At 60.3% G+C, this 26796-nt stretch carries 27 protein-coding genes; 6 read left to right on the top strand and 21 right to left on the bottom strand.

Annotation, left to right across the window (positions count from 1 at the left end; translation table 11 throughout):
• Positions 1 to 1005: OB-fold nucleic acid binding domain-containing protein (locus JAO29_RS21765; protein ID WP_334270383.1), on the bottom strand; the 1005-nt coding region annotated here is incomplete at its 3' end.
• Positions 1006 to 1062: 57 nt separating this feature from the next.
• Here JAO29_RS21765 and JAO29_RS21760 point away from each other — a divergent pair.
• From JAO29_RS21760 to JAO29_RS21745, 4 genes are all read left to right on the top strand, one after another.
• The gene (locus JAO29_RS21760; protein WP_334270382.1) at positions 1063 to 1335 is read left to right on the top strand and encodes an AtpZ/AtpI family protein; all 273 of its coding nucleotides are present in this window, start codon (positions 1063 to 1065) and stop codon (positions 1333 to 1335) included.
• Between the two features lie 16 nt (positions 1336 to 1351).
• A complete protein-coding gene (locus tag JAO29_RS21755; protein WP_334270381.1) occupies positions 1352 to 1762 on the top strand; it encodes an ATP synthase subunit I in 411 nt (136 codons plus the stop codon).
• A gap of 77 nt (positions 1763 to 1839) precedes the next feature.
• The gene (gene atpB, locus JAO29_RS21750) at positions 1840 to 2571 is read left to right on the top strand and encodes a F0F1 ATP synthase subunit A (RefSeq protein ID WP_334270380.1); all 732 of its coding nucleotides are present in this window, start codon (positions 1840 to 1842) and stop codon (positions 2569 to 2571) included.
• A gap of 215 nt (positions 2572 to 2786) precedes the next feature.
• Positions 2787 to 3098 (top strand): ATP synthase F0 subunit C, encoded by a 312-nt coding sequence (locus tag JAO29_RS21745; RefSeq protein WP_035350182.1) that lies wholly within the window; start codon positions 2787 to 2789, stop codon positions 3096 to 3098.
• A gap of 518 nt (positions 3099 to 3616) precedes the next feature.
• Here JAO29_RS21745 and JAO29_RS21740 read toward each other — a convergent pair.
• Positions 3617 to 4072 (bottom strand): hypothetical protein, encoded by a 456-nt coding sequence (locus tag JAO29_RS21740; RefSeq protein ID WP_334270379.1) that lies wholly within the window; start codon positions 4070 to 4072, stop codon positions 3617 to 3619.
• 387 nt (positions 4073 to 4459) lie between these two features.
• On the opposite strand from JAO29_RS21740, the gene JAO29_RS21735 reads away from it, so the two are divergent.
• Positions 4460 to 5197: a hypothetical protein gene (locus JAO29_RS21735; protein WP_334270378.1), complete on the top strand. Its 738-nt coding sequence runs from the start codon at positions 4460 to 4462 to the stop codon at positions 5195 to 5197.
• Positions 5198 to 5350: 153 nt separating this feature from the next.
• Here JAO29_RS21735 and JAO29_RS21730 read toward each other — a convergent pair whose 3' ends face one another.
• The 19 genes from JAO29_RS21730 to JAO29_RS21640 form a co-directional block, all read right to left on the bottom strand.
• Complete coding sequence (locus JAO29_RS21730; protein WP_334270377.1) at positions 5351 to 6100, bottom strand: alpha/beta fold hydrolase; 750 nt, start codon at positions 6098 to 6100, stop codon at positions 5351 to 5353.
• Positions 6101 to 6242: 142 nt separating this feature from the next.
• Complete coding sequence (locus tag JAO29_RS21725; RefSeq protein WP_334270376.1) at positions 6243 to 7724, bottom strand: NADH-quinone oxidoreductase subunit N; 1482 nt, start codon at positions 7722 to 7724, stop codon at positions 6243 to 6245.
• Positions 7724 to 9340 carry a complex I subunit 4 family protein gene (locus JAO29_RS21720; protein ID WP_334270375.1) on the bottom strand — a complete coding sequence of 539 codons (1617 nt, stop codon included), beginning with the start codon at positions 9338 to 9340 and terminating at the stop codon, positions 7724 to 7726. The genes JAO29_RS21725 and JAO29_RS21720 overlap by 1 nt, the downstream gene beginning before the upstream one ends.
• 30 nt (positions 9341 to 9370) lie before the next feature.
• Complete coding sequence (gene nuoL, locus JAO29_RS21715) at positions 9371 to 11422, bottom strand: NADH-quinone oxidoreductase subunit L (protein WP_334270374.1); 2052 nt, start codon at positions 11420 to 11422, stop codon at positions 9371 to 9373.
• 24 nt (positions 11423 to 11446) lie between these two features.
• Positions 11447 to 11749, bottom strand: a complete 303-nt coding sequence (nuoK, locus tag JAO29_RS21710) for an NADH-quinone oxidoreductase subunit NuoK (protein WP_026386432.1) — start codon at positions 11747 to 11749, stop codon at positions 11447 to 11449.
• A gap of 121 nt (positions 11750 to 11870) precedes the next feature.
• Positions 11871 to 12377 carry an NADH-quinone oxidoreductase subunit J gene (locus JAO29_RS21705; RefSeq protein ID WP_334270373.1) on the bottom strand — a complete coding sequence of 169 codons (507 nt, stop codon included), beginning with the start codon at positions 12375 to 12377 and terminating at the stop codon, positions 11871 to 11873.
• A 102-nt stretch (positions 12378 to 12479) separates the two neighbouring features.
• The gene (nuoH, locus tag JAO29_RS21700) at positions 12480 to 13553 is read right to left on the bottom strand and encodes an NADH-quinone oxidoreductase subunit NuoH (protein ID WP_334270372.1); all 1074 of its coding nucleotides are present in this window, start codon (positions 13551 to 13553) and stop codon (positions 12480 to 12482) included.
• A 30-nt stretch (positions 13554 to 13583) separates the two neighbouring features.
• Complete coding sequence (locus JAO29_RS21695; RefSeq protein WP_334270371.1) at positions 13584 to 15962, bottom strand: molybdopterin-dependent oxidoreductase; 2379 nt, start codon at positions 15960 to 15962, stop codon at positions 13584 to 13586.
• A 3-nt stretch (positions 15963 to 15965) separates the two neighbouring features.
• Positions 15966 to 17282 carry an NADH-quinone oxidoreductase subunit NuoF gene (nuoF, locus tag JAO29_RS21690; protein ID WP_334270370.1) on the bottom strand — a complete coding sequence of 439 codons (1317 nt, stop codon included), beginning with the start codon at positions 17280 to 17282 and terminating at the stop codon, positions 15966 to 15968.
• A gap of 1 nt (position 17283) precedes the next feature.
• Complete coding sequence (locus tag JAO29_RS21685) at positions 17284 to 17793, bottom strand: NADH-quinone oxidoreductase subunit NuoE family protein (RefSeq protein WP_334270369.1); 510 nt, start codon at positions 17791 to 17793, stop codon at positions 17284 to 17286.
• Positions 17794 to 17871: 78 nt separating this feature from the next.
• Positions 17872 to 18189 (bottom strand): transcriptional regulator, encoded by a 318-nt coding sequence (locus JAO29_RS21680; protein ID WP_334270368.1) that lies wholly within the window; start codon positions 18187 to 18189, stop codon positions 17872 to 17874.
• A gap of 355 nt (positions 18190 to 18544) precedes the next feature.
• Positions 18545 to 19804, bottom strand: coding sequence for an NADH dehydrogenase (quinone) subunit D (gene nuoD, locus JAO29_RS21675; protein WP_334270367.1), 1260 nt, complete (start codon positions 19802 to 19804; stop codon positions 18545 to 18547).
• The gene (locus JAO29_RS21670; RefSeq protein ID WP_334270366.1) at positions 19804 to 20286 is read right to left on the bottom strand and encodes an NADH-quinone oxidoreductase subunit C; all 483 of its coding nucleotides are present in this window, start codon (positions 20284 to 20286) and stop codon (positions 19804 to 19806) included. The genes nuoD and JAO29_RS21670 overlap by 1 nt, the downstream gene beginning before the upstream one ends.
• The gene (locus tag JAO29_RS21665) at positions 20286 to 20693 is read right to left on the bottom strand and encodes an NADH-quinone oxidoreductase subunit A (protein WP_334270365.1); all 408 of its coding nucleotides are present in this window, start codon (positions 20691 to 20693) and stop codon (positions 20286 to 20288) included. Before JAO29_RS21665 ends, JAO29_RS21670 begins: the two co-directional genes overlap by 1 nt.
• Positions 20694 to 20754: 61 nt before the next feature.
• On the bottom strand, positions 20755 to 21696 hold the full coding sequence (locus tag JAO29_RS21660) for a prepilin peptidase (protein WP_334270364.1): 942 nt from the start codon (positions 21694 to 21696) through the stop codon (positions 20755 to 20757).
• 21 nt (positions 21697 to 21717) lie between these two features.
• A complete protein-coding gene (locus JAO29_RS21655) occupies positions 21718 to 23130 on the bottom strand; it encodes a carbohydrate porin (protein ID WP_334270363.1) in 1413 nt (470 codons plus the stop codon).
• Positions 23131 to 23215: 85 nt separating this feature from the next.
• Positions 23216 to 24583: an Nramp family divalent metal transporter gene (locus JAO29_RS21650; protein ID WP_334270362.1), complete on the bottom strand. Its 1368-nt coding sequence runs from the start codon at positions 24581 to 24583 to the stop codon at positions 23216 to 23218.
• A 40-nt stretch (positions 24584 to 24623) separates the two neighbouring features.
• Positions 24624 to 25286 carry a metal-dependent transcriptional regulator gene (locus JAO29_RS21645; protein WP_334270361.1) on the bottom strand — a complete coding sequence of 221 codons (663 nt, stop codon included), beginning with the start codon at positions 25284 to 25286 and terminating at the stop codon, positions 24624 to 24626.
• Between the two features lie 81 nt (positions 25287 to 25367).
• The gene (locus JAO29_RS21640) at positions 25368 to 25589 is read right to left on the bottom strand and encodes a DUF3185 domain-containing protein (protein ID WP_334270360.1); all 222 of its coding nucleotides are present in this window, start codon (positions 25587 to 25589) and stop codon (positions 25368 to 25370) included.
• 419 nt (positions 25590 to 26008) lie between these two features.
• Between JAO29_RS21640 and JAO29_RS21635 the strand changes: the two genes are divergently transcribed.
• Positions 26009 to 26779, top strand: coding sequence for a thiazole synthase (locus JAO29_RS21635; protein WP_334270359.1), 771 nt, complete (start codon positions 26009 to 26011; stop codon positions 26777 to 26779).
• Positions 26780 to 26796 lie beyond the last annotated feature (17 nt).

The raw sequence follows: 26796 nt of genomic DNA, 5'->3' as shown, positions 1-26796 counted from the left end.
GTCGAGCTCGTTGTGGTGAGTGATGAAGGGGCGCGCGGCGGCTCCGCCGGCGATCTGCTGCATCATCGGGGTCTCGACCTCGAGGTAGCCGCGGGTGTCGAAGAACTTGCGCAGGGCGCGGAGGACCTGGGCACGCTTGACGAAGACCTCGCGCACGTTGCGCGGGGCTTCTTCGGCGGGTTCAACCGAAGATCCTTCGACTGCGGCTGCGCCTTCGCTCAGGATGACACCAGATTGGGGCGAGGCTTGGGGCGAGGCGGCGGCCTGCGCCTGAGATTGGGGTGAGGAGATCGACTGTGCCTGAGGTGTTGATTGCGGCTGCGTTTGAGCGGCGGCGGTCTTGACGCTGTGGCCGCTGTTCATAAAGAGATCGACGTAGCGCTGGCGGTAGCGGAGCTCGGTGTCCTCGAGGCCGTGGTACTTGTCGGGTAGCGCGAGCATGGCCTTGCTGAGGAAGGTGATGCCGGGCTGGGCTGGCATATCGGGCTGTGCTGGCGTGCTGGTCACCCCGCCGGCACCTGCGGACGGGGATTCCGAAGAGGTCACGTGGATGGTGAGCTCGCCGGTGCGGGTGCGCATGAGGTAGCCGCGGACTCCGATGTGGTCGCCGAGGTCGAGCAGCTTGTAGAGGGCGAAGGCGTTCTCGCCGACGTCGTCCTTGCGGACGTAGATCTGGAGGCGCTGGCCGCCCTGCTGGATCTGGGCGAATCCGGCCTTGCCCTGGAGCCGGATGGCCATGATGCGGCCGGCGACGGCGACGTGCTTGCGGTCGGCTTCGAGCTGCTCGCCAGTTACGGGAGACTCCGGCGAGTCGAACTTCTGCTTGATCCAGGGGATGAGGTCGCCCTGCGTCTCATCCCAGCCGGGAGCGCTGACGGTGAAGGAGTTGGGATAGGTCGCCTGCGCGGGGTGGAGGCCGATCTCGGCGCCGAGCGCGGCGATCTGCTGGAGCTTCTCCTGGCGCTGCTGATAGAGCTTCTGCTCGAATTCGGAGTCGAAGTGCAAGGTGTTTCCTTTTGTATGGATAGTCGTTGTTCAGTATAGCGGCGCGGCGGAGTTCGATTGGAGAAGCTGGTCCGTGATGTAATGGTGATCGCGATGGCAGAGGACGGAAAAAAAGGCGGAGCGCTGGGCGAGCTGGTCAAGGCTGAGTCGATGATTCAGCTGGCGATTGCGCTGCCGGCGGGATGCGTGATCGGCTGGCTGATCGGGGCATGGCTGGACAAGCACTTTCACCAGAACTGGATCGGGATCGTCGGAATCGTCATGGGAGCGATCGGCGGATTTCTGCAGATCTTCCTGACGGCTTCGCGGTACCTGAGGCGGGGCAAGTGAGGGCAACGCGGATCCGATGAGAGCTTTAGAGTCGTTTTCGGACGAAGATTTCCGCCAGACGATGCTGCGGGCGCTGCGGCTGCTGGCGATTGTGTCGGTGGTCGGGGTGGCGTTTTTGTGGTGGAAGATGGGCTGGCAGTCGGCGGCTCTGCTGGCGGTCGGTGCGGTGATCTCGGCGTCGGGTTTGTGGGAGTGGATGCGGCTGATGACGGCTGTGATGGCGAGAATGGATGAGGGGGGAGCGGCGAAGCCGATGGCGATGGTTCTGCTGGGATTCTTTATCCGGCTGGCCGCCACGATCGTGCTTCTCTATGTTAGCCTTAAGGTACTGAACGGCTCAGTCTATGCGCTTGCGGCCGGACTCGCCCTCGGAGTGTTTGCACTCACGGTGGAGGGTCTGAGGCTGGTGAAGGCCTGGACTGTCTGAACGATACGAAAGAGCGTTCAGGTTATTTTTTAGAGACCGTTCTGCCGACTTTATAGAAAACCGTTCTGCTAACTTTTATGCCGACTCAGCTTTTGTTGACACGATTTCTGAACGCTCACCTTGCTGCGCCTGTTACGGCGCTGCTTGAGGCGTTTCATGTGCATCCGAAGTATCCGCAGGCTCCCATCACGGATGCCTTCGCTATGGAGCTTCTGGTCTTTGCGGTTTTGATTGCGTACTTCATCCTGATCCGGCTGACGCTCAGCATCGAGAAGCCTGCGGCTGTGCAGCACCTGGCCGAGATGACTCATGAGTTTGTCTCCGAGCAGGGAGAGTCGGTGATCGGGCATGGATCGGAGAGGTTCGTCAGCTACCTAACGGCACTTCTGTTGTTCATTCTGTTGAGCAACCTGCTGGGATTGATTCCCGGGCTGGCCTCGCCGACGGCAAACCCGGTCGTGCCGCTGGGATTCGCGCTGGTCACGTTTTTGTACTACCACTATCACGGTGTTCGGGCCAATGGCGCGGCGTATATCAAGCAGTTTCTCGGGCCGGTGTGGTGGCTGTATCCTCTGCTTTTCCCGATCGAGATTATCTCGCATTTTGCGCGTGTCCTTTCGCTCACGGTTCGTCTTTACGCCAACATGCTGGCGGGCGATCTGGTGACGCTGGCGTTCTTTTCGCTGGTGCCGATCGGAATTCCGCTGATCTTCCTGGGCCTGCATCTCGGTGTGGCGGTTGTCCAGGCGTATGTGTTCTTCCTCCTGGCAGCGGTTTATCTTTCGCTGGCAGTGGCGCACGATCACTAATCTCTACGGCCTGGGAGTTTTGGACTGGGCCGGAAGAGATACAGGGTTCTTCGCTTCGCTCAGAATGACGAGCCGGGGGAGAGCAGGCAAGGATTTGAGTTTGCGGCAGAGGGACTCCCTCTCTGCCGTAGCTTCAGCGCCGCTAGCGTGAGGGTGCCAGCACGGTGAGCATCAACCACCCACTGGCGGCGTATCTGACGGGAGATGGAGTCGTAATGAAGAAGCTTCAGTATCTGTTTATGTCGTTGGCCGCGATGCTGCTCGCAACGCCGGCCTTTGCACAGGGTGCGGGGAACTACTCCCCCGCTTCGCAGTGGGTTCCGCTGGCCGCCGGTCTGGGCATGGCCCTTGCGGCTGGTCTCTGCGGTCTGGGCCAGGGCAAGGCGACCGCCTCTGCCACCGAGGCTCTTGCACGCAACCCTGGCGCTCGTCCCGGAATCTTCATCTTCCTGATTCTCGGTCTGGCCTTCATCGAGTCACTGGCTCTGTTCACCTTCGTTATCATCTTCCTCAAGGTGCAGGCGTAAGTTTCTTACTGTTTGATACGGAGAGCCCTCGCTTCGGCGAGGGCTTTTCTGTGTCTCGGGATGGGTACCCCCGTACTGTTTTCGTGCAAAGTCTTCAAGATAAAGCCACTTAGGTCCGGACCTCGTGTTTGGCGGAGTTCTATGCGTGTCTTTGCTTGTGTATTTAATCTTAGTTGTTGGAAGTATATGAATCGGCGTTGTCGATCTGTTTTGCTTTGTGCGGGATAGGTGGGATCCGGGGTTGACAGGTGGAAGTGGGCGGAGTTTTGTGCGGGGGAACCGCAGATCCTTCGACTTCGCTCCTGCGGTCGCTCCGCTCAGGATGACAGTTCTTGGTGGGCGCGTGCGGACGATGTCTGGATGATCAGGATTTGAGGTTTGAACTTCGCTCGATTGAGCCCACATCTCACAGTCTGGATGTGGGGCACGCCGCGGCTATGCGGTTGAATTGGGGTCGCGCTGATAGCGATGGCCCACCATAGGCGCGATGAAGTTGCGCCGAAGATGGGGCACCCGGCTCAACGTCCAGCTACAGATTGAAGTCGCACATCCTTGTCGTATGCGCCGGAACGGATCTGCTTAGCTATCTCTGGAAGCGTGTCTTCGAATCGGATGCAGCCCTGCATCCTGTGAACTTTCTGTGGCGTCTTGGCGACCGACTGATACAGGGCATCGAAACGTTCTGGATCCAAGGCGTGGATTCCTGCGAGCGCGTAGCTCTTTGCTTCGACGGTTCCGTTGGCGAAGATCGTCTCCATGATCTGCAGGGCTTCGTCGTGTGGCTTTCTCATCACGACACGGAAGGCCCTTTCTCCGTCGGAGATCCTGGGGGCAAAGCCCACACCACCAAACGCAAAGAGTTGAACGCTCGTTAGGGTGTCGGCCGCCAGCGGCGGTGGATCGCGCACATATTGCCCGCTACTGCCGACCGATACTATGACCGCAAGAACCGCCGTTATTGCGAGCGGTACCATTCACGACCTCCGCAGAGCTATCTCTCGTTAGACTCCGCTTCGTAGACAAAGATACGTCTGACAGTACTGGTGTTCTGGGTATGTTTCAACTCAACTGCCTTCCAGCGCCGGGGTCGTTTTCCTTGGATGTCGGCGGTATTCCAAGATTACAGGAGGTTCGAGCTTCGCTCGAATAACCCATATCTCAGAGTCCGAGATGTGGGGCACCCGGCCATGAATGGGCACCGGAACAGGATGCGGGGTGTTGCATGAAAGGTCAACTCTGGCGCGATAAAACTGCCGGTGAACGGGTTACGCTCATGGCACAATGTGGATCGTAGTCCGCAGTGTGGGGGGAGAGGCACTCGATTGCTCAATAGGTTCGGGATCGCATGTTGCATTTATTTTGTGGTTTTCGTCGGATCATCTGCGGCGCAGTACGTTAAGGTGGGGATCGATGGGCAGATTCCTTCCGGCAGGCTGGATGAGATGAACAGCATGCTGGAGATGGCCGACGCTGGGCAGAAGGCTGGACTCCTGACCCGTCTCGGGGTCGAGAATGCCGTCGCCACGGACGTCGCGGAGCACCTGCTGCCGGGAGACAAGATCGAACTGCGGCCGGTTCGTACCAGAGGCACCGCTCACTACGGGGTTGCGTTCCTGCCGAGCGGCACCGGTGTCTCCTGCTATCTCTATCTCCTCAGGGGATCGGATGAGGATTCCGCGAAGATACCATGGCACGTGATCGACCATCGGCAGCTCGACTGTTGGGGAGGATCGAGTTCGCTGGAACTGAACCCGCTGCGGTCCAGAGATGAAGATGATCTCCTGCTTCACGGTGTGACTGGCGGTCACGGTTCGGGACTTGTACTGAAGGAGATGCAGATCTTTTCGGTCCTGAATGGCAGATTGCAGGAGACGCTGAGGACCGAGGATTATCGGTCGCAGGACGATTTCCCCAGCGATCAGAAAGTACTGGAAAAAAGCACGTTTCTGCGATTTCCCGATGGAGCCTTGGAAGAGACGCGAACCTCGGCCGTAAACGACAGGCTTGAGAAGGTTGAGCGCCGCTATTGGTCGTGGTCGGGAGAGCAGCAGAAGTTTCTCGCGAACGGGTTTCTGAAGGTTGCCACGCCGACTTCCTGATCTGGTTGATCGTTGCTTCGCTCAGGAATGGCACCGGGGTTTGGGGTGGTGTCCGGAGCACAGTATGTGAGTTCGAGCTTCGCTCGAATGCCCACTCATGTCGCGATGAGACTGCGCCATTAATGGGGCACCCGGCGCCATCAAGCGCGCCGATTATCGGCGGACTTTCGACAAAAAAGCCTTGATGTGAGGGATCACCACATCGCTACGGAATAGCGCACCGATGTGATCGCTTTCGGGCAAAGTGAAAAATGTCGCGTTCGGAAGCTCGGACACACATTCCTTCACTTTGGCCAAGCGCGGATCAAGCTCTCCCACGAAAAGGAGACAAGGCATTGTCATGGACGGCAGGACGTCAGCGTTGGACTCCCGATCTTGAGTCAACGCCCGCAACGCCTTGAGATCGTTGGCCAGAAGACGTGACCGCATTGTTGGCGTGATGCGACTGCCGAAGACCTGATCCACCATCGTTGGAACCGCTTCAGGACTGCGGGGCATATAGTCACGAAACGGCTGCATATCTTCCGCGTATGGATGTGCGGCGCCAAGAATGAACGAATTGAAGCGGTGTGGCGCATGTTTCGCGAGTCCAAACCCGATCCAGCCACCCAACGAAAAACCGAAATAGTCTGCTTTCTGAATGCTTAAATCATCCAGCACAGCCAAGACGTCCGAGGTACGATGAGCGAGGCCATAAGCGGCGGGATCGTGAGGCTTGTCGCTTTCGCCATGTCCTCTTGAATCCAGAAGGATCAACTGATGGTCCTCCTTCAGGGCGTCAACGTATCCAACATCAGCCCAATCGGCGCCGCTTCCGAATGTTCCGTGATGAAGAACGAGGGCGGACCCGCTGCCAACTGTTTCGTAATGAATACGTACACCTTGATTGTTGACGAATGGCATGTCCTGCTCCGGAGTGATATTTCTTGAAGCCTTATTTACCACGGTCCATTTTATCTGTCGTGATGCACAACGCGCTGGCCACCATATACAAATGCCTGCTGCCCTAAAGGGCCGCAGGCACCTGATTGTGCAAGAGAGATATTTATCTGGTTGCGTGCTGAACGGATCCAGGTTCCGCGTGCACGGCGTCGGCGCTGCGCTGTGCGAGGCCGAGCGCGGAGTTGGGGGCGATTCCTAGCCAGAGGGTGGCGGCGGCGGTGATGGCGATAGCGGCGGCGGCCGGGATGCTTACGCGGGCCGCGGCGCTGATGCGATCGTTCTCGGTGGTGGGCCGGGTGTAGATGGCCGCGAGCAGGCGCAGGTAGTAGAAGCAGGCGATGCCGCTGTTGAGCAGGCCGATGACTCCGAGCCAGACGTTGCCGGCATGGAGCGCGGCGGAGAAGACGTAGAACTTGCCGAAGAAGCCGCCGGTGAAGGGGATTCCGATGAGCGAAAGCAGGAAGAGGCCGAGCGCGGCGGCGAGGACCGGGCGCTTGAGGGCGAGGCCGGCGTAGTCGTCGATGGTGCGGGCGTTCTCGTTGTAGCCACCGATCTGGGTGATGACGGTGAAGGCTCCGACGTTCATGGCGGCGTAGGCCGCGGTGTAGAAGCAGGCAGAGGCGATTCCGTCGGCAGGGAAGGCGGTGAAGGCGACGAGAAGATAGCCGGCGTGGGCGATCGAGGAGTAGGCCAGCATGCGCTTGACGTCGCGCTGCATCAGCGCGCCCAGGTTGCCGATGAACATCGAGAGTGCGGCGATGATCCAGATGAGGCCTGCCCAGCGGGGCTCATACGAGGGGAAGCCGGAGAAGAGGATGCGGAGCAGGACGGCGAAGGCGGCGGCCTTGGGAGCGGTGGACATGAGACCGACGACAGGTGCGGGAGCTCCCTGGTAGACGTCGGGGGTCCAGACGTGGAATGGAGCCGCGGAGACCTTGAACCCGATGCCGATGATGATGAGGGCGAGCGCCAGGATGGCGAGCGTGGGGGTAGCCGTGTGTGCGAGGCCGAGCGAGATGGCATCGATACGCGTGGAGCCGGTGGAGCCGAAGGCGAGGGCGATTCCGTAGAGGAAGAAGGCTGTGGCGAAGGAGCCGAGCAGGAAGTACTTGATGGACGACTCGGTCGCGGAGGCCTGGCCTTTGCGGAAGCCCGCCATGATGTAGGTCGAGATGGAGGAGATCTCGAGGCCGACGAAGACCATGAGGAGTTCGACCGAGCAGGTCATCAGCATCATGCCGGTGGCGCCGAAGAGCACGAGAGCGAAGTATTCTCCGGCGTGGGAGGCGTGACCTTCGAAGTAGTCCACGGAGCTGAGGAGGGTGACCAGTACGATGGCGGAGATCAGCAGGTGAAAGAAGACCGAGAAGGTATCGACCTGGATGGTTCCGAAGAAGCCGTGCATGGTCCCGAAGCTGAGCTGGTACCAGCTGGCGAGTCCTCCGGCGAGTGTGCCGAGGATGGCGAGCCAGCCGAGGGGCTTGCGGGAGCTGCCTGCGGGAAGCAGGGGCTCAGCCAGCATGATGAGCACACCGGTGATAGTGAGGATGATCTCAGGGAGAAGAGCGAGGACGTTGGGAGACATTAGCGTGTTCCTTTCGTCGCGGAGGCAGGTGTCGTCATGTTAAGTGCGGTCTCTGAGGCTGGGGAGGCGGCGTTCTGTTTCTGGGAGGATGCCTCGAAGTTCATGGTGACAGCCTGGCTGCGATTGACCGTGGCGGCGATGTTGGCGCCTGCGATGTCAATGGCCCTGAGCCACAGGGGGGAGGCGATTCCCATCATCAGGAAGAGAGCGACTAAAGGCCAAAGGGCCAGATGTTCACGAGCGGTGAGGTCGACGGGAACGATGGTCTCGGGGCGACGTCCGAGCTCGCCGTAGAAGACGCGCTGGATCATCCAGAGCATGTAAGAGGCGGTGAGGATGACGCTGGAGGTGGCGAGCACGGTCCAGCCGAGGTGCTGGGCGACGGCGGAGTGCATGGCTCCGGAGAAGACCAGGAACTCGCCGACGAAGCCGTTGAACATGGGGAGGCCGACCACGGAGAGCGCGGTGAGGACGAACATGGTGACGATCCAGGGGAGCCGCGCGGCGAGGCCGCCGTATTCCCGCATGTCGTAGGTGCGGTAGCGCTCGTAGAGGAGGCCAAGAAGCATGAACAGCGCTGAGCCGCCGATGCCTTCGTTGAGGGTCTGGTAGATGCCGCCATCGATGCCGGAGACGGTGAAGGCGAAGATTCCCAGGATGGCAACGGAGACGTGGCCGAGGGTACCGAAGGCGGCGAGGCGCTTGAGGTCTTTCTGGATGAGGGCGAGCAGGGCACCGTAGACGATCCCGATGGCTCCAAGGGCGAGCATGAGGGGCGCGATGCGGTGGGACTGGCTGGGGAAGATGCCTAAGGAGAAGCGCAGGATGGAGTAGAGTCCGAGTTTTCCGGCGATGACCATCACGGCTGCGGTGGGAGCTTCCGAGACGGCATCGGAGAGCCAGCCGTGCAGCGGGAAGACCGGGACCTTGACCGCGAAGGCTGCGAGGAAGGCGAGCGATGCCAGCCAGAGTGCGGCGTTATTGGAGGAGATGCTGTGGGCGGCGGCCATGCGGGCGAGCTGCGGATAGTCGAAGGTTCCGGTGCGGGCGTAGAGCCAGAGCATGGCGACGAGCAGCAGAGCGGAGGGGATGAAGGTGTAGAGGAAGAACTTGATGGCAGCGCGGCGGCGGTTCTCGGTGCGCCCGAAGGTCGCGATCAGGAGCGCCATGGGGACGAGGGAGAGCTCCCAGTAGGCGTAGTAGAGGAAGAGATCGAGCGAGACGAAGATGCCGAGCATCGCGACCTGCTGGAGCAGGAAGAGGACGTAGAACAGGCGGCGGCGGTTATCGATGGCGCGCCAGGAGATGAGAACGCCGAGGGGCGCGAGCAGACCTGTCAGGACAACGAGCCACATGGATAGGCCGTCGACGCCGACGTGGTAGCGGATGGCGGGGGAGGTGATCCAGGAGGAGTTCTGCTGGAACTGGAAGGTTCCCGCGGGGACGCTGTAGTCGAAGTGAAAGGGAAGATGCAGCGTGAGCAAGAAGGTCAGCAGCGTGACGGCGAGGGCACCCCACTGCTGGATGCGATCGCGGTCGGGCAAGAGGGCGAGGACGATGGCTCCGGCGAGCGGTACGAAGGTCATGATCGTCAGAATGTTATGGTCGATGTTCATCTCGAGAGAGCGTCCGGGTTCCTTATTTGGTTAGTGCAACCAGAGTGAGTGGCCGAAGATCATGACCGCGATGACAGCGGCGGCGCCAAGGGCAAGCCAGCCGGCGTAGGAGCGAATGTTGCCGGACTGAATCCGGCGGGCGAGCGAACCAAGGCCGCGAGCGGTGGCGCCGGCGGTGAAGCCGGATCCGTTGACGAGACCGCCGTCGACGAGGGTTGCGAGGAAGAGGCGTGAGAAGACCAGCAGCGGGGTGACGATGACTGCCTGGTAGATCTCGTCGACATAGAACTTGTTCTCGACGAGGCGGTAGAGAGCGGGGAAGCGGCGCGCGTAAGAGGCGGCGGTTCCGGGCTTCTTGTAGTAAAGGGCATAGGCGATGAAGAAGCCGATGGCGGCGGCGAGGACGGAGATCGCAGTCAGAATGAGTTCAGTGGCGTGCGAGTACTCAGCCTGAAATCCGGTTCCTGCTGTGCCGGCTGAGAAGACCGGATCGAGGAAACGACCGATCTCATCATGGCCGCCGAAGATAGAGGCGATGCCGACCCAACCTCCAGCGAACGAGAGAAAGGCGAGAATGACGAGAGGGCCGAGCATGGTCCATGGTGATTCATGGACGCTATGGGGGTGTGCGATCTGGCCTTCGTCGTGTCCGGCGGCCATGACTTCATGTGTACCCGAATGCAACTGAGCGGCAGCTCCCTGGTTGTGAAGGCTGGGGTGTTCTTCATAACGCGGCTCGCCGAAGAAGGTTTTAAACCAGAGCCGGAACATGTAGAAGGAGGTCATTCCGGCGGTGACGACGCCGACGAGCCAGAGAAGTTTGCCGATGGGGTTATTGCTGATGAAGGCGCGGTAGAGAATCTCGTCTTTGGAGAAGAACCCTGACCATCCTGGGATTCCGGAGATGGCAAGGACGCCCATCGTCATGGTCCAGAAGGTGACGGGGATGCGCTTGCGCAGGCCACCCATGTTGCGCATGTCCTGCTCGCCGGAGAGCGCATGGATGACGGAGCCGGCGGCGAGGAAGAGCAGCGCCTTGAAGAAGGCGTGGGTGAGGAGGTGAAAGATGCCTGCGGCGTAGGCACCGACTCCGCAGGCGAGGAACATATAGCCGAGCTGGGAGATGGTGGAGTAGGCGAGCACGCGCTTGATGTCGTGCTGGACCATGCCGATGCAGGCGGCGAAGAGAGCGGTGGCGGCTCCGATGATGGCGACCACGCCGAGCGCGTAGGGGGAGCGATCGAAGATGGTGTGAGTGCGGGCGACCATGTAGATGCCCGCGGTGACCATGGTGGCGGCGTGAATGAGCGCGGAGACCGGGGTGGGGCCTTCCATCGCGTCTGGAAGCCAGACGTAGAGCGGAATCTGCGCGGACTTGCCGGTAGCTCCTACAACGAGCAGGAGAGCGATGGCGGTGAGGAAGCCGCCCTGCCACTCGGGATGCTGCGAGACGGTGTTGAAGATGGTGGCGAAGTCGAGGCTGCCGAAGTGCGCGACGAGGAGGAACATCGCGAGCAGGAAGCCGAAGTCGCCGATGCGGTTGACGATGAAGGCTTTTTTGCCAGCGTTGGCGGCGGAGTCCTTTTTGAAGTAGAAGCCGATCAGCAGGTAGGAGGCGAGACCAACACCCTCCCAACCTACGAAGAGCAGAAGGAAGTTGGCAGAGAGGACCAGAACCAGCATGAAGAACATGAACAGGTTGAGGTAGGCGAAGAAGCGCCAGTAGCCGTCCTCGTGGGCCATGTAGCCGACCGAGTAGAGATGGATGAGGAAGCCGACGCAGGTGACGACGCCCAGCATGATGAGCGTGAGGTGGTCGACGGTGAAGGCGAAGTCGGCGTGGAAGCCGGAGATGGAGATCCAGGAGTTTCCGAAGAGTGTGACGACGGAGTGGATGGACTCCGGGGCGCCTGCGGCCTTCATGGTGAACCAGAGCCACATCCAGATGCAGGCCGAGAGGAAGGTCGGAATGAGAGCGACCGCGGAGACGAGCGGGCGCGGAAGACGGCGGCCCAGGGTTCCGTTGATGAGGAAGCCGGCGAAGGGAAGCAGCGGAATCAGCCAGAGATAGGAAGCGGGCATAGGTTTAGTTCGAAGACTCTTTTGCTAATTTTTCAATAGGTTGACCTGATCGACGTTCAGGGTCTGGCGTGTACGGAAGATGGCGATGATGATGGCCAGACCGACTGCGGCTTCGGCAGCGGCCACGACCATGACAAAGAAGACGAAGATCTGTCCGGTGATCTGGTGCCACATGTGGGCGAAGGCGACGAAGGTAAGATTGACGGCGTTGAGCATCAGCTCAATCGACATAAAGATAGTGATGATGTTGCGCTTGATGAGGAAGCTGGCAACGCCGATGGAAAAGAGCACGGCGGCGAGGACCAGATACCAGGAGATAGGAACCATTCGCTACTCTCCCTTCTTCTTGTTCTTATTGCGGACCGCGACGGCTGCAGCGGCAAGACCGGCGATGGCGGCGGCGGAGGAGCTGGAGATGGGGGCAAGGTAGCTGAAGTCGACGCACATACTATTGCTCCTTTCGCGCGAGCACGACGGCTCCGAGAATCGCGACGAGGATGAGGATGCTGGTGACCTCGAAGGGAAGCAGGAGATCGCGGAAGAGAACCTGCGAGATCTCGGCGATGTTGTTGACGGCGTTGGTGAGGTGGCTGGTCAGGTCGGTGGAACCGAAGGCCTTGCCGTTAGACAGAAAGACGAAGCTGAGAAGGCAGAAGATCGCGGCTGCTCCGGGGACGCCGGCCATGTAGGCTGCACGGCTGCCGTGGGTACGCTCTTCCTCGCCTGCGTTGAGCAGCATGACGACGAAGACGAACAGCACCATGATGGCGCCGGAGTAGACGATGACCTGTGCGGCGGCGAGGAACTCAGCCCCGAGGGACCAGTAGAGGACCGCGAGCGACATCATGACTACGACCAGCGAGAGCGCCGAGTTGATGGGATGCCGCTGCAGCAGGAAGTTGATGGCTCCTGCGACGGCGAGCAGACCAAAGATGATGAACAGTGCCAGTTGCATGATGCTCCGCAGATTCCTTCTTGAAGTGAATCGCTTGAATCATTCGATACAGCGCAAACTTTTAAGGGCTACCCGTTGATTGTAAAGCAGGTAGCTGGAGGCTCATCCTCGCAGTGCAAGGACGAGGCTGGTAGCGAGGATGTTGAGGATGGCGACGGGAAGCAGAAACTTCCAGCCGAAGGCCATGAGCTGGTCGTACCGGAAACGTGGAACCGTCCCGCGAACCCAGATGTAGAGCAGGAGGAATCCGAGAACCTTGGCGACAAACCAGAGGATCGGGAAGACGGCAGAGAGGATAGGGCCGCCGAAGTTGTCGGGGAGCAGGTGCCCGAGGGGGCTGGTGGGTCCGCCGAGAAAGAGCAGCGTGGCCACGCAGGCGACGGTGATCATATTGGCGTACTCGGCCATGAAGAACATGGCGAACTTCATCGAGGAGTACTCGGTGTGGTAGCCGGCGACGAGCTCGGATTCGGCCTCGGGGAGGTCAAAGGGCGCGCGGTTGGTTTCGGCGTAGGCGGCCATCAGGTAGATGAAGAAGGCGACGATCTGGAAGCCCCCGAAGATGTTCCAGGAGAGCAGGCCGTGGCCGGACTGGCTCGCGACGATGTCGCGGAGCCGAAGCGAACCGGCGCGAAGGACGACCCCGACAAGCGAGAGGCCGAGGGCGAGCTCGTAGCTGATCATCTGCGAGGTGGCGCGGAGCGAGCCGAGCAGAGCGAATTTGTTGTTCGAAGACCAGCCGGAGAGGGCGATGCCGTAGACCCCGATGGAGGTGATGCCGAGGATGACCAGTAGCCCGATGTTGACGTCGGCGATCGTTCCCATGTCGACGCTGATTCCGTTTGCCGTCACATGCGTGACTGCGCCGAAGGGCACGACAGCGATGGAGATGAGCGCGCAGGTGAGCGCGATGATCGGCGCCAGGATGAATAGCAGAGGCTCGGAGGCCAGCGGCATCAGGTCTTCTTTGAGGAAGAGTTTGATACCGTCGGCGAGCGGCTGCAGCAGGCCGAAGGGTCCGACGCGCGAGGGTCCCCAGCGGTTCTGCATGCGGCCAAGAACCTTGCGCTCCAGCAGAACCGTGTAGGCCACAGCCGTGAGCGTGATAACGAGCACGACAGCGATCTTAAGGATCGTAAGCAGCAGGAATGTCTGGAAATCGGTGAGGTGGCTCACGGTTTTAACTATTTACTCCTGTATCGAAGATCATTCTGCTGCGGTGTGGATCTGGATCAGCGGCTCGTTGCCCTGGTACCGCTGCACATCATTAAGGGCGGGCGAGAAGCGGCCCAGCGTTCCCGAGGTAAAGAGCGTATCGCCGGAGGGAAGTACAAGGTCCCGGCGACCGGGTGAGCTCGAAGCTGTGGCTTCCGGTTCGATGTGCTGATCGTTTCCGCTGAGAAGTTGGAGGCGAAGCAGGTTGTAGCCGGGGACGAGGCGCTGGATCTCGTCGAGGATGGCCCAGGGATCGAAGGGCGACAGCTTGGGCTCAAGATTGTTGGCGGTGAGCCAGACTGCGTGACGATCGGCCTCACCGGACTGGGCTCCACGGGACTGGCCCATGTCGGCGCGAAGACCTTTGCCGAAGGGAACCAGAGACTTGATGTCGGCGCCCATCTTGTCGGCGACACGGACGATCATCTCGAAGTCGGTGCGGACGCCGGCGCGGTCGGCTGCCTTCCTTACGAGCTGGAGGTCGCCGTAGCTGTTGGTGACGGAGCCGCCCTTCTCGTAGAGGTTGGCGGCGGGAAGGATGACGTCGGCCAGCTTGGCTGTTTCAGTCATGAACATCTCCTGCACGACGACGAAGGTGTCCTTGAGCGCGGCAGGATCGACGTTGAAGCGCGAGATGGGATTGGAGTTGACGACGTAAAGCGCTGATAAGTCACCGCGTCCCGCCGCCTCGAAGATCTGGAGCATATCGAGACCGTTGGTCGTGGGGGCGTTGTGCTCGGCGAACGGACCGGGAGTGCTGACGGGGACGTAGCCGGGGAGCATGTCGGGCAGCAGACCCATGTCGGCTGCTCCGCGCGAGTTGACGTAGTCGGAGAGCAGGGCAAACTTCGCGCCAGGGATGGTGAGACCGAACTCGATGAGGCGCTTGAGATCGGCGCCGCGAAGCTCGGAGCCGATGAGGATGAGGAGCTTCTCTTCGGCTTTGATGGCATCGCGGAAGGACTCAAGCGCGTTGTTGTCAGCAGCTGCGTTCGAGGCGGAGGCGGCATCACCTGTGAGGTAGGCGGCAAGAGCGCCGTAGCCGAAGGGAGCCAGTCGAAGGAAGGCCTTCGCCTGACGGCGCAGCTTGATCTCATCGGTATTGGCGACGTAGAGGCGAGCCTTGTTCAGGCGGACGTCAGTGCGCAGGTTCCAGGCAGTGCCGGGGGCCTGGTTGGTGGGGTCTCCACCGACGAGGAGCACGGCAGGGTAGCTCTGGGTGTCGCGCCAGGATGCCGTGCGGCCCTGCTGGCCGGCTAGCGCCTGGGCGAAGGTGACGTAGTCCGCAGTGCGGTGGTGGTCGATGTTGTTGGTGCCGAGTACCGTGCGGGCGAACTTCTGAAGGAGGTAGGCCTCTTCGTTGGTCAGGCGATTGCCGCCAATGACTCCGATGGAGGATCCGCCGCGCGCGTCGCGAAGCTCGCGGAGCTTTTTGCCGGCGTCGGCGAAGGCCTCTTCCCAGGAGACTTCCTTGAACTCGCCGTTGGACTGGCGAACAAGGGGAGAGGTGATGCGCTCTGCAGAGTTGGCGAAGTCAAAGGCGTAACGGCCCTTGTTGCAGAGGAAGTCGCCGTTGATGCCGGATTTGTCGCGGTTGTCGCCGCGAACGATCTCGGCGCCGTCGGAGGTGGAGCGTACGCCGAGGGTGGTCTTGCAGCCATCGCCGCAGTGGGTGCAGATGGTGGCGACGTGGTTCATCTCCCACGGGCGGGTCTTGTACCGGTAGGCTCCGGAGGTCAATGCGCCGACGGGGCAGGCATCGATGCACATGCCGCACTGCTCGCAGTCGAGATGCGCGAGGTGGTCAGGGGACAACTGCGCGGGGATGTTGGGGGCGATGACCGCAGAGGAGCCGCGGTTCTGGATGCCCAGCGCGAAGACGTCCATGCCCTCGCCGCACATGCGCACGCAACGGTAGCAGAGGATGCAGCGCGGCCGATCGAAGAAGACGACCGGGGACCACTGCTGCTCTTCGCGGTGGTTCTTGGCTTCGGCGTAGAGACTCTCCCCGGCGCCGTACTTGAAGGTCATGTCCTGCAGCTCGCACTCGCCGCCGGCGTCGCAGACGGGGCAGTCGAGGGGGTGGTTGCCGAGCAGGAGTTGCAGCGTGGCCTTGCGAGCCTGGGCGATCTCCGGGGTCTCGGTGGAGACGACCATGCCCTCCGCGACCGGAGTGGTGCAGGCGGTCTGGAGCTTGGGCATCTTTTCGATGCGGACGACGCACATGCGGCAGGCGGCCTGCAGCGAGAGACCGGGGTAGTAGCAGAAGGCGGGGACTTCAAGGCCGGCGGACTTGCAGGCGTCGATGAGCAGTGTTCCCGCCGGGGCGGTGACTTGTTTGCCGTCTACGGTGAAGGTTACGTCTGGCATGGCTTAGTGCGCTCCCACGAGCTGTTCGACCGTGATGATCGGGGTTCCGGCCTTGTGGCCTTCGATGTAGTCTTCGAACTCCTTGCGGAACTTCTTGACGAAGCCGAGCGTCGGCATGGCGGCCGCATCGCCGAGCGGGCAGAAGGTGCGGCCCATCATGTTCTCGGCGAGGTACTGGACGTTGGCGACGTCCTTCTTGGATCCACCACCGTTGTAGACGCGGGTCAGGGTCTTCTTGATCCAGTCCGTGCCCTCGCGGCAGGGGATGCACCAGCCGCAGGACTCGTGCTGGTAGAAGGCGATGGTACGGAGGGCGAACTCGACGATGGAGACGGTCTCGTCAAGAACGACGATGCCGCCGGAGCCGAGCATGGTTCCGGCCTTGCCCATCTGATCGAAGTCGAGGCCGACGTCGATCTCCTCAGGTAGCAGAACCGGGCAGGAGGATCCGCCGGGGACGACGGCTTTGAGCTTCTTGCCGTCCTTGATGCCGCCTGCGACGTCGTAGATTGCCTTCTTGAGGTTGTAGCCCATGGGCAGCTCATAGACGCCGGGACGCTCGACGTGTCCGGAGATTCCGAAGAGGCGGGTTCCGCCGTTGCGCTCGGAGCCGATCTTGGCGTACTCCTCGCCACCCATAAGAAGGATGTGGGGGGCGGAGGCGATGGTCTCGGCGTTGTTGATGACGGTGGGTCCACCGTAGAGGCCGACGACGGCGGGGAACGGAGGCTTGATGCGGGGAACGCCGCGTTTGCCTTCGAGGGATTCCATGAGGGCGGACTCTTCGCCGACCTCGTAGGCTCCTGCGCCGGACTGGGTGACGATGTCGAAGTCGACACCCGAGCCGAAGATGTTCTTGCCGAGGAAGCCCTTGGCGTAGGCGTCGGCGACGGCCTTCTCCATGATCTTGAGGAGGTAGCGATACTCGCCGCGCAGGTAGATGAAGCCCATCTTCGAGCCGATCGCGAGACCGGCGATCATGGTGCCTTCGATGACGGCGTGGGGGTCGTGCAGGAAGATGACGTGGTCTTTGCAGGTTCCGGGCTCGGATTCGTCGCCGTTGACCAGGACATACTTGGGCTTTTCGGACTGTTTCGGGACGAAGGACCACTTCATGCCGGTGGGGAAGCCGGCTCCGCCACGACCGCGAAGACCGGAGGCCTTCATGGTGTTGATGATCCACTCAGGGCCTTCAGCGATGGCCTTCTGGACAGCCTTGTAGCCGTCGAGCTCGAGATACTTATCGATCTCGGCTGCGCCCTGACCGAAGCGGCGGCTGATGACTTTGACTTCGTCGGGATGAGAGACGAGGGTCGGCATGCTATTTCACGTCCTTTCCCTGGCCGGCGCGATAGGTCTCGAGGATCTCGTCGACCTTGACGGTGGTGAGGTTGTCGTGGAAGTCGTAGTTGACCTGCATCGCAGGCGCCCAGCAGCAGGCTCCGATGCACTCGACCTCTTCGAGGGAGAAGACCTTGTCGGCGGTGACCTCTTTGTGGCCGATTCCGAGTTTGTGCTTGCAGTGGTCGAGGATCTCGTAGCCGCCGCGCAGCATGCAGGAAATGTTGGTGCAGACCTGCACGTTGTACTTGCCCGCCGGTTTGGTGCGGAGCATGGAGTAGTACGAGAGCACGTTGCGGACGTCCAACTCGAGCAGATCGAGGCGCTCAGCGATCTCGGTCACGACGGCGTCGGAGACGTAGCCGACCTCGTCCTGCGCGTAGAGCAGCATGGGAACGAGGGCAGAGCGCTTGACGGGGTAGAGGGTTACCAGGCGGTCGAAGCGCGCGGCGGTCTCGGGAGTGAAGATCGAGTTTGTAATCGTGCTCATTGTGTGACTTCCTGGGCGGTGTGGTGAAGCAGATTCCTCCACTTCGCTACGCTTCGGTCGGAATGACAACCAAAACTCTTAAGACTCACTGTGCATCATCTCCCGCGCCAGTTGTTCGGCGGCAAGGTCCATCTCCTGTGTCTTTCCATCCAGTTTAACCGTTCCATCCTCTTCGAGCGAGAAAGAGGAACGATTTCCTTCGCTGTCTTCGATCTGTTCATGCGTGAAGCGAAGCCAGCGGCCTGCGACACGGAGTGTGATCTCGTCTGCACCGACCTCGACGACTGCGTGATGCCGGCTGTTGAGTCCGTGGGCGGCTGCGTAGGAGCGAAGCAGGGAGGCCCACGAGGTCCAAAGTTCGCGGTGGATGCTTAGGGATGAAATCTCGGTGTTCATGCGAGCACTCACCTCGAGACTAATTCTCCTATTCCAATGACGCAGTGCGTAAGCTCTAGCAAAAGAAATACGGTCGCGACTATACCGAATCGAGTCGTAGCGGGCACCGCCATTGCTCTAAAGTTCCACAAACCGATCAGCAGTGCGGTTGCAATCAGAAAGCTCACTGCTGACAAAGACCGTACTTTCGAGATCCGATAAATGCCCGGAACTATCGTGAAGGTATAGACAAATACCAAGTAGATGAATGTTGTGATGATAGAGAAGATCCAAAAAAAATAAGTTCTACCATTTGACGGCGCGATCGGAGGTCCGTCGGTACTGAGCTCATTTGTTGAGCCGCGCATATGGTGAGTCATCGGTCGATGGCTCCCAGCACAATGTCGATCGATCCGATCACAGCGACGACGTCGGCGAGCAGCCTTCCCTTGCACATGGTCTCGAGCGCCTGCAGGTTCGAGAAGTCTGCGTTGCGCATGTGCACACGGTAGGGCTTGGAGGTTCCGTCGGAGACGACGTAGTAGTTCATCATGCCGTGTCCCGCCTCGACGGAGCTAGTGGCCTCGCCTGCAGGAACTGCAAAACCTTCAGTGACAATCTTAAAGTGATGGATTAAGGATTCCATCTGGGTCTTCATCTGCTCGCGATCGGGCAGGATGATCTTAGGAGCGTCGGCGACGATGCGGCCTTCGGGCATGCCGTCGAGGGCCTGCAGGCAGATTTTGACCGACTCACGCATCTCCTGCATGCGGAGGACGTAACGCGCCCAGACGTCGCTCTCGTTCGAGACGGGGACCTTGAACTGGAACTTCTCGTAGCTGGAGTACGGCATGTCGCGGCGGACGTCAAAGTCGATTCCGGCGGCGCGCAGCGGGGGGCCGGTCACGCCGAGTGCGATTGCGTCCTCAGGCGAGATATAGCCGACTCCCTTGAGGCGATTGATCCAGATGGGGTTGTTCTGGAGGAGCGATTCGTACTCTTCGATCTTCGAAGGGAAGTCGAGGAGGAAGGCGCGAATGGACTCAAATAGACCGAGCGGCGGCTCCAGGCTGACTCCGCCGATGCGGATGTAGCTAGTCATCATGCGCTGGCCGCTGACGGCCTCGAATATGCGCAGAAGCTGCTCGCGCTCGCGGAAGCAGTAGAGGAAGACGGTGAGCGCGCCGATGTCCATGGCGTGCGTTCCCAGCCAGACGAGGTGGGAGTTGATGCGCATCAGTTCGTTGAAGAGTACGCGGAGCCACTGCGCCTTCTCGGGAATCTCGAGATCGAGCAGCTTTTCGACCGCGAGAGCATACGCCGTGTTGTTGATCATCGGCGCGAGATAGTCGATGCGGTCGGTCAGTGGAACGACCTGCTGGTAGAACTTGGCCTCGCAGGTCTTCTCGATACCGGTGTGCAGGTAGCCGATGTCGGGGGCGAGCGATACGACGGTCTCGCCGTCGATCTCAAGCACGAGACGGAGCACACCGTGGGTGGACGGGTGCTGCGGTCCCATGTTGATGATCATGGTCTGGTCGGCTATCGGGTCGTTGCCGTGATGGCGTCGCTCGGCATCGGCGATGACATCTTCGATACCGGGATTGATCTGGTCTGGAGCGGCGATGGGTGCCATTAGCGGTAGCCCTCCACGGGGTAGTCCTTGCGCAGGGGATGCCCCTGCCAGTCTTCGGGCATCATGATGCGACGCAGGTTGGGATGGCCGCTGAAGTGGACGCCGAAGAGGTCGAAGATCTCGCGCTCATAGAAGTTTGCCGCGGGCCAGTTCGGCGTTAGGCTGTCGATGACTGCATCGTCCCCGGCAAGCCGTACCACGACGCGTACCCGGCGCTTCATGCCGAGCGAGAGGAAGCTGTAGCTGATCTGGAAGCGCGGCTCCGACGGATACCAGTCCACGGCGGTCACGTCTTCAAAGAAGTTGAAGCCGGCGCGCCTCAAGGCCTCGGAGGCCGTGACGATACTCTCGCGGGCGACCGTAAGGGTCAGCTCGCCGCGATCGTACTTAGCGTCGGTGGCGAGATCCCGCAGCGCTTTGACGGCGGGGTCTTCCGGCAGGGCCTCGAATACGGCCTCAGTACCAAAAACTGCGGGGTCCATTAAAGATCTCCCTTATCGGTGGACCAGTCGAGGATGCCTTTCTTCCAGACATAAAACAGGCCCACGGCTACAAAGCCGAGGTAGACGAGCATCTCGTAGAAGCCAAACATCTTCGAGCCGGTGATCTGGGGAAGACGGCGGAAGATAACTGCCCAGGGGAGCATGAAGACGGCTTCTACGTCGAAGAGGATGAAGAGCATGGCGACCATGTAGAACCGGACGGAAAAGCGTCCGCGGGCATCGCCAACAGGGTCCATGCCGCACTCGTAAGGTCCGAGCTTGGTGCGTGAATTCTTATGCTTGCCGATCAGGAACGAAGCCCCTACCATTCCACACGCAAGACCAAGAGCTACCAAGATTTGCAGCACGAGCGGAAGATAGTTCCAGATGTAGGGATAATTGTGCATGACCACCTTCGACTCTAGTTTTGTGGCTGTTTAGTGTCAAGCCAGAGGGCTGTTTGTGCGGCTATCGAAGCAGTCGTGCGTAGGCGTCGATGATACGATCTCCTACCTGCGCGGCCACCAGTCCTCCGGCCGCCAGGAAGCTCCCAAAAGGGAGTTTTGAGGCTGCATTGGCACGACCGCGCACGACCAGGTAGACGGCATAGATGCTGGCCGCAAATACCCCGAAGAAGAGCGACAGCATTGCCGGCCAGAAGCCGAGAAGGGCAGCGATCATGGCGAGCATCTTGGCGTCTCCCAGCCCCATGCCTTCCCGGTGACGCAGGGCGCGGTAGAGCCAGCGGATGAAAAGAAGGAGGAGACCGGCTCCAAGGGCAGCGAAGATGCGCCCTCCGATGAGGGCCTCGGGTCCGGTGAGAAAGACATTCCCGTTCTCGGTTGCGGCACCGACGCTGGTCAGCTGGATACTGTGGGCGGGCAGAAGTACCTCGCCCTCCGTGGGGCCGAGAAAGACAGCTTGGGCGCAGATCAGGAGGAGACCCAGGAAGATTCCCGTTATCGTAAACGAATTGGGGAGCAGACCCTTCTGCCAGTCCATCACCATCAGGCCGATCAGAAGAAAGCCGAGGATGGTGATCCCGAGATTCGCGATGATGGCGAAGGGAGCATACGAAGACGGCGCTGTGTGGGAGGCAAAGTAGAACTGCAGCACGGTATGAAGGCGTGCCGCCTGGATGGTGAACCAGATTGCTGTCGCAAGCTCCACCACCGGGTAGCGCCAGGAAATGGGCTGTCCGCAGCTGCGGCAACGGGCACGCAGGAGAAACCAGCTGAGGACGGGGATATTGTCGTGCCAGCGGATAGGAGACTCGCACTCCGGACAGTGAGAGCCGGGGCGAACGAGCGACGCCTTTTGCGGCAGACGCGAGATGCAGACATTGAGGAAACTGCCAAAGATGAGGCCGAGAAGGAAACCAGCTGCTTCGTAAACGATGCGCAAGCTCACAGGGAAAGTATACGGCTGTTATCAGAAGTCGACGTGCATGCGGACTGCTTCGACCAGAACGGGGCCGCGATCCTTGTTGTAGCCGGGATGATTGATGAACTGCAAATTGAGCGCGTAGTACAGACCGCGCCATGCATGCAGGTTGTAGTAGCTCTCGAGGATATCTTCGCGGGCGTAGTTCAGTTTGCCATCACCCAGGAGGAAGCCGAGGCCGCCATAGCGGAGATAGTTCTGGTGGTCGCGCTTGATGGCATTGGAGACGAACGCGACGCCGATTTTGTCATTAGGACGGCTGAAGCCGCGTCCGGAATAATCGCCTCCCAAGGCGACGGTCTGGTCGACTTCGGTGTAGGCGTAGGACTCGTGCTGGCCTTCGTTCCAGCCGAAGCGCAGAAAGGCCCGGAGGTTCGGGGTGAGCTCCTGCTCGGCGTTGAGCCCGAAGCCGTATTTGACGGAGCTGAACTTTGCATGGGCGGCGACGTCGGGGGTCTTGTCCTGACCGGAGAGATAGGCGTTCACCGCATCCCGATACAGCCCCATGTTGGCATGGTTGACGAAGCTGAGCACGCGAACGGTGCCCTTGCGCTCTGGAGCGACGAGGTGACCCAGAAGGGACTTGCGCAGCTCGAACTCGAAGTTCTGGCCGCTCGCGCGACTGAAGGCCCAGTCAAGATCGATCCCGTTGGCGACGGTGGGCATGGCTGCAAGAGCGTAGCGAGCCGACCAGGAACGGTCGTGATATTCGAGCACGGCACCGTAGGTGTAACCACGGGTGTCTGCGGCGTAGTCCCAGGCTCCGTTGTTGTCGACCGTCCAGTTGAGGAACTGGAGGTGGCTGTCCGAGCCGATGGAGTTGATGTCGAGATAGTCCGGCAGGCTCATCTTTCCGACGTGCAGCTCGAAGCGGCGCTCCGGGAGCTGGCTTGAGAGGGAATAAGGTGTGCGGTCCGCCTCGGTGAGTTTGTCGGTCAGGCCGAGGACCTGGTGAATCTGGACCCGGGCGAGGTAGGGTTTTGAACCGAGGTTGGGGTTGCGAACCACGTCCAGGTTGGTGAAGCCCGCCAGACCGAGGGCCTGACTGATGCCGCGTCCCCCGGCAGATTCGAAGTCAACGATAGCGTCGGTAGCATAGCGCGGATTGCGATTGAGCTGGAGCCCGAGGAAGAGAGTGCCGACCAGAGAGGTCTTGTACTCGCCGCGGCTCTGCAGGCTGTTCGGACCGTCGTAAGGGGAGTGAAACGGCGCATGGGCCTGGAAGACGATATTAGCCTGCCCGGCCACGTAGAAGGGCAGCGTGTCGGAGTGGGGAAACATCGTCGTTGCGATGGATGGAGCCTCGGGAAGTGGGTTGCCATCCGGTCGCTGAGCCATCAGGGCAGCGCCGGAAAAGAGGCTGAGATACAGCAGATGTCGAGTGATGGATTTGTGGCGCATTTCGAGTATGGTGATCTTCCCGTCTGGTCGTAAAAGGATGAAGAATTTGTAAGTGGCGCCTGGATGTGGTCGGTAATGGTGTGGATCAGCGGAAGACCTGAATCAGCAGCCAGGCGTTCAGGCCAGCGATGAGGAGAGCCACGATCCAGCTGAGGACGGTGACCCAGCGGCGGTTGACGAAGGGGCCCATCAACGTCGGATCGCTGGTGAAGCGAACGAGCGGAAAGACGGCGAAGCTCAATTGCATGCTGAGAATGACCTGGCTGAAGACCAGCAGGCGTCCGGTTCCGGAGCTTCCATAAAGCGCGGTGACGATGACGGTGGGGACGACAGCGACCAGGCGGGTGATCAGCCGACGCTGCCAATTGGGAAGGCGCAGGTCGAGGAAGCCCTCCATGACGATCTGACCGGCGAGAGTTCCGGTGACGGTGGAGTTCTGGCCCGAGGCGAGAAGAGCGAGCGCGAACATCATGCTTGCCCCGGTGAATCCCAGCAGTGGAGTCAGGAGCTTGTAGGCGTCGCCGATCTCCGCCACCTCGGTATGGCCGCTGCGGTGAAAGACGGCTGCGGCCACGATGAGGATGGCCGCATTGATAAACAAGGCAATGGTCAGGGCACCGGCGGAGTCGAAGTTGGCTAGCCGGATGGCCTCGCGTTTGCCGGCCGTCGTCCGAGGATAGCTTCGAGTCTGAACGATGGAGGAGTGCAGGTACAGGTTATGCGGCATTACCGTCGCTCCAAGGATGCTGATTGCGATGTACAGCATCTCCGGGTCGCGGAGGACGGCACGCGAGGGGACAAAGAGATGATGCGCGATGGGCAGCCACTCCGGCCGGGAGAGGATGATTTCAACTCCGAAGAGAACGGCGATGGTTCCGATCAGCACCATGACGAAGGCCTCCAGGTAGCGGAAGCCGCGGTTCTCGAGCAGCAGGATCAGAAAGACATCGAGGCTGGTGATGATGACTCCGACGATGAGGGGGAGTCCGAAGAGCAGCTGGAGGGCGATGGCGGAGCCGATCACCTCGGCCAGATCGCAGGCGGCAATGGCGATCTCGGCGAGGATCCACAGACCGATGTTCACAGGCCGGCTGTAGCGGCTCCTGCATGCCTGCGCAAGGTCGTGCTCGGAGGCCACGCCGAGCTTGAGGGCGAGGCTCTGCAGAAGGATCGCCATCAGGTTGGACGCCATGATGACGAAGAGAAGGGTATAGCCGTACTTCGAACCTGCGGCCAGATCGGTGGCCCAGTTTCCGGGATCCATGTAGCCGACGGCAACCATGAAGCCGGGCCCGATAAAGCCTGCGGCGCGCCGCCAGAGCTGGTGCGACTCTGAGATGCGAACACTGGACTGCGAACCTGCGAGCGAGGTGCGAACCGGGGCCTTGTTCTCAGTCGAAATGGGAATAGTGGTCTCCATCGCAGGGGATGACTCTTTATAGGAGTATGCCACAATACATTAACTACGGTTAACTAAAAATTCTGAGGCTAAGTTATTTCAATTTCACCCACACCTTATCGGCCGCAGGGCCTCCCAGCGTAAATGCTCCGGAGGGAGTTTTGATGGACAGGGTCTCATCGTAGTTTTTCGCCGTGACACGGACGGTCGCCTGGGGATCGACACCTAGATTGTGGAGGAAGAGCAGAAGCCTGGGGTCGCGTTCGTACAGGCTAGCGACGATGTAGTCGGTCCCTTCTTCTGCTTCCGATAGTTGCAGCAGACCACGTTTTTTCCTCCGCAGCGGGTTCTCCGGCAGGACGGAGTTTCCGTGCGGACAGGTGCCGTGCTCCCCAAGTTTCTCGATCAGCTTCGCTTCGAACGCGGGAGATACGGCATGTTCCAGGCGCTCTGCCTCGTCGTGGATCTGGTACCACTCCATGCCGAAGACCTCGGAGAGCATGCGTTCAATGAGGTGGTGGCGAAGCGCGGTCCTGTAGGCGGTCTCTTTGCCTTTGGCGGAGAGCTGCAGGGTTCCGTCGTCCTTTACCAGAACGTAGCCGTCACGCTTCAGCCGCTTGAGGGCCATCGTGACCGCCGGCGCAGAGACAGACAACCAGTGGGCCAGCGTCGCGGAGATGACGTGCTGGCCCTCCGATTCCGCCTCGAGAATCGCCTTGAGATAGTCTTCCTTCGATACGGTGATGGAATCTTTCATTGAACCTGGCGTTAAAGTGAAATGGCACTAGCTAATTAACTATAGCTAATGCCACCAATGAACCGTGATGGTCGAGAAGATTTACCGGGACTTTGCTCCGACTGCAACCAGGCCTACACCGGCGACCAGCGCAATGGTGCTCAGAATTGGAGAGATGGGCACGGTCTCTTTCTTGTCGTGGGAGATCTGGATAGGACCGGCATCGACATCCTTATGCTGGTGCGTAAAGCTGAAGCCGCCAGTTGCAAAACCGATAATGCCAAGCAGAATCAGGACAATTCCTATGATGGTTGCTGGTTTCATCTTCTCGGAGAACCTTTCTAGGCAAGAGTTTGAGGACAGGAGCAGGGTTTCTCTGGTCGTTCCTGCATCGTTATAGGTGCGATGCCCGCTTGTTGGAGCGAGATGTATCCCCAGCATTTCAAGAGGTGGCCTCCGAACTTGATCCGACAACGCCGGAGTAGTAATCTACGGATACACGGGAAAGGAGGATGATCCAGCCTATGAAATCTGACAGTTCGAGTTCGATCCATGTACGTGAGGTGACTGAGGCTTAGAGCGTCCCTGCTCTTGGTCCTGGCGATCTTCAGTAAACTCGCTGAAAGTACTCCGCCGAGGTAAGTCCGGGCATTGGACGCCTCAGGTCAATCTCAACAGTTCACCGGCAACGCCTGCAGCTCTACGGAGCGCGGGCCGTTCGCATTTGGTCTTAGAATGAAGTTATGACACCTCTGGTAATTGCAGGGCGAGCGTTTCAGTCGCGGTTGATTGTAGGAACAGGGAAGTACAAAGATGGCCCGGAGACGCAGGCCGCGATCGAAGCCTCCGGGGCGGAGATGGTGACAGTGGCGGTGCGCCGCGTGAACCTGGACCGGTCCAGCGAGTCGCTGCTGGACTATATCGATCCGCAGCGCTACTTTCTGCTGCCAAATACGGCAGGCTGCTACACCGCCGAGGAGGCCATCCGTGCAGCGCGACTGGGCCGCGAGGTGGGACTCTCGGACTGGGTAAAGATCGAGGTGATCGGGGATCTGGCGACGCTCTATCCCGACATCCAGGCGACGCTCGAAGCTACTCGGGTTTTGGTAAAGGAAGGCTTTACAGTTTTACCGTATACCTCTGATGACATTGTATTTGCTAAAAGATTGATCGATGCCGGTGCGGCTGCAGTCATGCCCCTGGGAGCTCCTATCGGGAGCGGGCTGGGACTGCAAAATACGGCTAATCTCCGGATTCTGCGCGAGCTGATCACCGAGGTCCCGCTGATTGTCGATGCGGGGGTTGGAACGGCATCGGATGCGACCCTCGCGATGGAGCTGGGATTCGATGGCATCCTGATGAACACGGCGATCGCCCAGGCGAAGGACCCTATCCTGATGGCCGAAGCGATGCAGCACGCCGTGCTCGCGGGACGTCAGGCATATCTCGCTGGAAGGATGCCGAAAAAGCTCTATGCCACGGCGAGTTCGCCGCTCGAAGGCATCTCCCGGTAATCCGTGGTGGTGCCAGG

Origin of the sequence: Edaphobacter sp. HDX4, from assembly GCF_036877565.1 — a bacterium.
In the GTDB taxonomy this organism is placed as follows: domain Bacteria; phylum Acidobacteriota; class Terriglobia; order Terriglobales; family Acidobacteriaceae; genus Edaphobacter.
This window is presented reverse-complemented; position numbering and strand designations above follow the sequence as displayed.